At 72.7% G+C, this 4,688-nt stretch carries 2 protein-coding genes; one reads left to right on the top strand and one right to left on the bottom strand.

The features are described from left to right. Nucleotides 1-33 precede the first annotated feature (33 nt). Nucleotides 34-804 (bottom strand): FadR/GntR family transcriptional regulator, encoded by a 771-nt coding sequence (locus tag ABYE80_RS17320; protein ID WP_372791557.1) that lies wholly within the window; start codon nucleotides 802-804, stop codon nucleotides 34-36. Between the two features lie 161 nt (nucleotides 805-965). On the opposite strand from ABYE80_RS17320, the gene ABYE80_RS17315 reads away from it, so the two are divergent. After that, the gene (locus ABYE80_RS17315) at nucleotides 966-4,613 is read left to right on the top strand and encodes an indolepyruvate ferredoxin oxidoreductase family protein (RefSeq protein ID WP_372791556.1); all 3,648 of its coding nucleotides are present in this window, start codon (nucleotides 966-968) and stop codon (nucleotides 4,611-4,613) included. Nucleotides 4,614-4,688: the final 75 nt, after the last annotated feature.

Genomic DNA, 4,688 nt, shown 5'->3' with positions numbered 1-4,688 from the left:
CGCCGGCACCCGAACCGGTGTGAGCGACCCGGGTCAGCCGCGCTCGGCGACCGGTCGCAGGAACGCGGGGACGGGACGGATCATCGAGCGCCCGGACTCGCGCTCCCACGTACGTTCGAGCCCCGCAAGGTGCTCGTCCATGACGACGTCGACGCGCTCGAGGTCGCCGGAGCGGATGGCCTCGAGCGTGCGCTCGTGGATCTCCACCGACCAGGCCGGAGCCAGCGGCTCGTGGAGGGTCATGTCGCGGGCGATCTCGAGCTCCCGCAGGAGGGAGCGCATGAGCTTCATCACCGTCTGGTTGCGGGTCGCCGCCGCGATCCCGAGGTGGAACTGGAGGTCCAGCTGCAGGAACCGGTCCTCCGCGGACTGGGGCATGCGGTTCTCCCGCAGGAGCTCCCGCTGGCGCTCGATCGTCTCCTGGAGGCCCGCGAAGTCGTCCTCGGTCGCGTAGGCCGCGGCGAGCTGCGCGACGCGCGGCTCGAGCAGCCTCCGGGCCTCCAGGACGCCTCCGATCTCGCCGAGCCGCAACTGGGAGGTGCGACGTACGAGATCGCGCGGGACGACGTCGCCCACCACGAACATGCCGCCCGCCGAACCCGGGCGCACCTCCAGGACGCCCGCCTTCACCAGCACACGGGCGGCCTCGCGCAACGTCGGACGGCTGATCCCCATCTGCTCGGCCACGATCCGCTCCGACGGCAGCCGGTCGCCCACGCGCAGCTCCCCGAGCTTGACGCGCTCCGCGATCTGCGCGACGGCTTCCTCGAACGTCTTGCGCGTCTGGACCCGAGAGAACTCCATCAGACGGAGAAGCATCGCAGCGCATCGGCGTTGGTCAAGGCCGCCTCAACGATCGGTCACCTGAGTTGACCATGGCATCGACTGCCGGTACACCGGCTTCCGGTCGGGGAACGTGTGTTTCCCTGGGAATCCGCCGTGATGATTGGTAAAACACTCTTACCATGCTTTCGCCCTCCTCCGGCACGTCGACGCCCACTGCGATCTCCCCGCCCGCGAGCTCCGCGAGCACCCGCCGCCCGGACCGCACCAGCGTGCCGTCCCCCGCCGTCGGACGTACCGTGACGCTGGACGACAAGTACCGGCTCGACGAGGGACGCATCGTTCTCAGCGGCGTCCAGGCGATCATCCGCGCCGCCTTCGACCAGCTGCGGGCCGACCATCGCCACGGCCTGCGGACCGGGGGTTTCGTCTCCGGCTATCAGGGGTCGCCGCTCGGAGGGCTGGACCTGGAGCTCGAGCGCCAGGCCGATCTGGCCGCAGAGCTCGGATTGCACCACCATCCCGGGCTGAACGAGGAGCTCGGCGCGACCTCCGTCATGGGGTCGCAGCTGACCGGGCAGCTCCCGGGACCCCGCGTCGACGGGGTCGTCGGCACGTGGTACGGGAAGGCACCCGGCGTCGATCGCGCCGCCGACGCGATCCGGCACGCGAACGTCACCGGCACATCCCCGACCGGGGGCGTCCTCGCGCTGGCGGGCGACGATCCCGCGTCGAAGTCCTCCACCCTCCCGTCCGCCACCGAGCCACTGCTGGCCGCGATGCACGTCCCGGTCCTGTTCCCCGGTGACGTCCAGGAGACGCTCGACCTCGCCCGCCACGGCTACGAGCTGTCCCGCGCCAGCGGCCTCTGGGCCGCCCTGAAGGTCGTGACCAACGTCGCGGACGGCGCCGGGACCGCGGACGTCGGCCCGGACCGCGTGCGCCCTGTCGCGCCGACGGTCGAGTGGCGCGGCCGCCCCTACCGCCACACCCCCAGCGCCAGGCTGCTGGCCCCGGTGTCCCTCGACATGGAGGCCTCCCTGTTCGAGGCCCGCCTGCCGCTCGCGCTGGAGTACGCGCGGCTGAACGGGCTCAACCGCATCACGCTGCCGACCAAGGACGCGTGGCTCGGGGTGATGGCCGCGGGCAAGACCTACCACGACCTCCGTCAAGCGCTCGAGGATCTCGGCCTGTCGGATCGCGCGCTCATGCAGGCGGGCGTCCGCCTGCTGCAGCTCGGCATGGTGTGGCCGCTGGAGCCAACCGTCGTCCGCGAGTTCGCCCACGGGCTCGACGAGCTGCTCGTGGTGGAGGAGAAGCTGCCGTTCCTCGAGCGCGAGATCAAGAGCGTGCTCTACGGCGCCACGGCCCCCCTGGTCGTCGGCAAGACCGACGAGCGCGGCGCCCAGCTGCTCCCGGCGACCGGTGAGCTCGACGCGGACGCGATCGCCCTCGCGGTCGCCCGCCGGCTCCACTCCCGAGGCCTCGACCAGCCGTCGGTCCGCGACCGCGTCGCTCGCATCCACGCCGCCCGCGAGCGCGCCGCGTCCGTACCGGCGCTCGGAGCCGCCGCCCGCACGCCGTTCTTCTGCTCGGGGTGCCCGCACAACAGCTCGACGCAGGCCCCCGAGGGCGCGGTCGTCGGCGGCGGCATCGGATGCCACACGATGGTGCTGCTGAACCCCGACGGCAAGGGCGACATCACCGGCATCACCCAGATGGGCGGCGAGGGCGCGCAGTTCATCGGCATGGCCCCGTTCACCGACACCGCGCACATGCTGCAGAACCTCGGCGACGGGACCTTCCACCACTCCGGGTCCCTCGCGATCCGCGCCGCGGTCGCCGCCGACCTGTCGATCACCTACAAGCTCCTGTCCAACGGGACCGTCGCCATGACCGGCGCCCAGGACATCGAAGGACGCATGCTCGTCCCCGAGCTCACGCGCTGGCTGGCCCTGGAGGGCGTGCGGCAGATCGTGATCACGACCGAGGATCCGTCGCGCTTCGACGGGGCGGACCTCTCCTCGATCACGACCGTCCGTCCGCGCGAGGAGCTCATCGCCGTCCAGGAGGAGCTCGCCGCGGTGCCAGGCGTGACGGTCCTGATCCACGACCAGGCCTGCGCGGCCGAGAAGCGTCGCCTGACCAAGCGCGGCAAGCTCGCGGAGCCGCCGTTCAGGGTGGCGATCAACGAGCGGGTCTGCGAGGGCTGCGGGGACTGCGGACACAAGAGCTCGTGCCTCAGCGTCCTGCCGGTCGACACCGAGTACGGCCGCAAGACGCAGATCCACCAGGCGTCCTGCAACACGGACTTCTCGTGCCTGCAGGGCGACTGCCCGTCGTTCGTCAAGGTACGACCCGCGCGTCGGCGACGCCTGCGGCGCGGTCCGGCCGGCTCCTCCCGGGCGACCGGCGCCCCGACCGCGCGGCGCACGGTGCCCGAGCCTCCCGCGCTGCCCACTCCCCCGGCTCACGCGAGGGCCGGGGCGACGAACATCCGTCTCGTCGGCGTCGGCGGGACCGGCGTGGTGACCGTGGCCCAGATCATCGGCATGGCAGCGATGCTCGACGGCCTGCATCTCGCCGCCCTGGACATGACCGGCCTCGCCCAGAAGGGCGGCCAGGTGGTGAGCGACCTCGTCCTCTCGCGCACGCCGGTGCGAGGCGTCGGCAAGCTCCGCGCCGGGACCGCGGACGTGCTGCTCGGCCTCGACATCCTCGGTACGGCGACCGAGCGCAACCTGCTGGTCGCGGCACCCGACCGGACCGCGGCCGTCGTCTCGACCAGCGCGGTCCCGACCGGACGCATGGTGGTCGATCCCGATGCCGCGTTCCCCCGCCTGAGCCGCCTGCTGGGGACCATCGAGTCCTCGGCCGGGACCGACGGCAACGCCTACCTCGACGCCCAGGCGCTGTCGCAGGCGCTCTTCGCGGACCACATGCCGGCCAACGCGATCGTCCTCGGGGCCGCGTACCAGCTCGGATCGCTCCCGATCTCGCTCGAGTCCCTCGAGCAGGCGTTCCGCCTGAACGGCGCCGGCGTGCAGAACAACCTGCTGGCCTTCGCCTGGGGCCGGGCCTGCGTCGCGCGCCCCGACGCCATGGATGCGCTCGGCGCCCACAGCGAGCACGCCCCGGGCCTCGACGAGCCGGCGGTCCTGGACGATGCCGGGCTGGACGATCTCGTCGCCCGCCGCTCGGCCGAGCTCGTCGCGTACCAGTCGCGGCGCTACGCCCGGCGCTTCGAGGACGCCGTCGCGCAGGTCGCCGCGGCCGAAGCCCGGGCGACGCCCGGCCGGCACGAGCTGACGGCGGCGTTCGCCGACGGGCTGTTCAAGCTGATGGCCTACAAGGACGAGTACGAGGTCGCGCGACTGCACCTCGATCCCGCCGAGCGCGCCCGCGTCGAGGAGCAGTTCGGCCCAGGGGCCCGGGTCGCCGTCCAGCTGCACCCGCCGCTGCTGCGGGCCATGGGCCTGCGACGCAAGCTCTCGTTCGGTCCGTGGTTCACGCCCGTGCTCCGCGGCCTTCGGGCGGGCCGTCGGCTGCGCGGGAGCTGGGCGGACCCGTTCGGCCACGCCGAGGTGCGACGCGTCGAGCGCGCCCTGGTCGACGAGTACCGCGACATGGTGCTCGCCGCCCTGGAGCGACTCGACGCCGACACCCACGCGACGCTCGTCGAGCTCGCCGGGCTGCCGGATCTCGTCCGGGGCTACGAGGACATCAAGCTGCGGAGCGTGGAGCGGTTCCGGACCCGGGCCGCAGAGCTGGCGGACCGGATCGCAGGCGCGCACGACGCGTCCGTGGTGCGGGTCCGCAGCTACGTCTAGGCCACCGGGTTCTGTCAACCCGCGGTCGCGGGGACGGCAACCCTCGACCCGAGGTCGAGAGTACGCCCGAGAGGG

This window comes from Paraconexibacter sp., from assembly GCF_041602235.1.
Classification (GTDB): Bacteria; Actinomycetota; Thermoleophilia; order Solirubrobacterales; family Solirubrobacteraceae; genus Paraconexibacter.
This window is presented reverse-complemented; position numbering and strand designations above follow the sequence as displayed.

Excerpts from the sequence above, each read along its gene's own strand:
- ABYE80_RS17320 (WP_372791557.1), bottom strand. The coding sequence starts at position 804 with ATGGAGTTCTCTCGGGTCCAGACGCGCAAGACGTTCGAGGAAGCCGTC.
- ABYE80_RS17315 (WP_372791556.1), top strand. The coding sequence starts at position 966 with ATGCTTTCGCCCTCCTCCGGCACGTCGACGCCCACTGCGATCTCCCCG.